The organism is Treponema endosymbiont of Eucomonympha sp., assembly GCF_001028545.1.
The window spans coordinates 1-864 of sequence record NZ_BBPW01000261.1 but is presented as its reverse complement, the minus strand read 5'-3'; the positions used below and the strand labels follow the sequence as shown (position 1 = coordinate 864).

Sequence of the window (864 nt, the reverse complement as noted above, 5' to 3'; positions counted from 1 at the left end):
CCTGTTTTCATAATGCCTCCTCCCTTCGGCGTTTTGCCCTTCGCCGACGCTGTTTACTATAGTAGGAATGTGCGAGGCGGTCAGGGTAAAACGCAAAGCAGGCGGACGCCGTAATGCAGAGAGGCGAGCAACGCCTTATCCGCGCGGTACGCAGCCGTACAGTTGTGTGTCTGTACCCGTCCGCATCACCGCCTGTGCCTCGCCTGCAATGCGGGCGCATTCCGCGCACGGAGCTTGCACAGCGCCTGTGGATAACTTTTGCAAAGCACTGTGTGCACTTCTTCACAGTCGGCTTGCGCATCCCTTCGCAGTCGGCTGGCACACACTCTTGCACAGTGCGGGCATATACCCTTGCACACGGCTGGCACCTCCTTCGTACAGTGCGGGCACGCACCCTTGCACACGGTCGGCACGTACCCTTGCACAGTGCTTGTGCATACCTTTTGCACAGTGGCTGATACGCACCTTTGCAGTCGGTTTGTACTACAGCGGTGCGATGCCTCCCGCTATGGCGGGAAACGGACGGGCGAACCGCGTCCCCTTCCCGCCGCGTTATTGCGTTTGTTTCCCGAAATATGCTATATTCCGCTCGCGTACTGCACGAAGCGCAAAACACGAAACGGAGGCAGCGTTATGGCAAAACTACAGGGAGCGTTTACCGCGCTCATTACCCCGATGAGCGCCGGCGGCGAAGTCGACTACGACGGGTTCCGCAGGCTGCTCGGCTTTCAGCTTGAAAGCGGCATAGACGGCGTGCTGCCGCTCGGCACCACCGGCGAAACCCCCACCCTTACCGACGACGAGGAAGGCGCGCTCGCCAAAATCGCGCTGGAAGCCTGCCGCGCCTACGGGAAGCGCGCCGTA

Annotated in this window: 1 protein-coding gene; it reads left to right on the top strand. The window is 60.4% G+C overall.

Translation table 11 applies throughout. The annotated features are described in order from the left end of the window. Nucleotides 1-633: 633 nt before the first annotated feature. A partial coding sequence (locus AWU74_RS06410) for a dihydrodipicolinate synthase family protein (protein ID WP_187150902.1) occupies nucleotides 634-864 on the top strand: 231 nt, incomplete at its 3' end.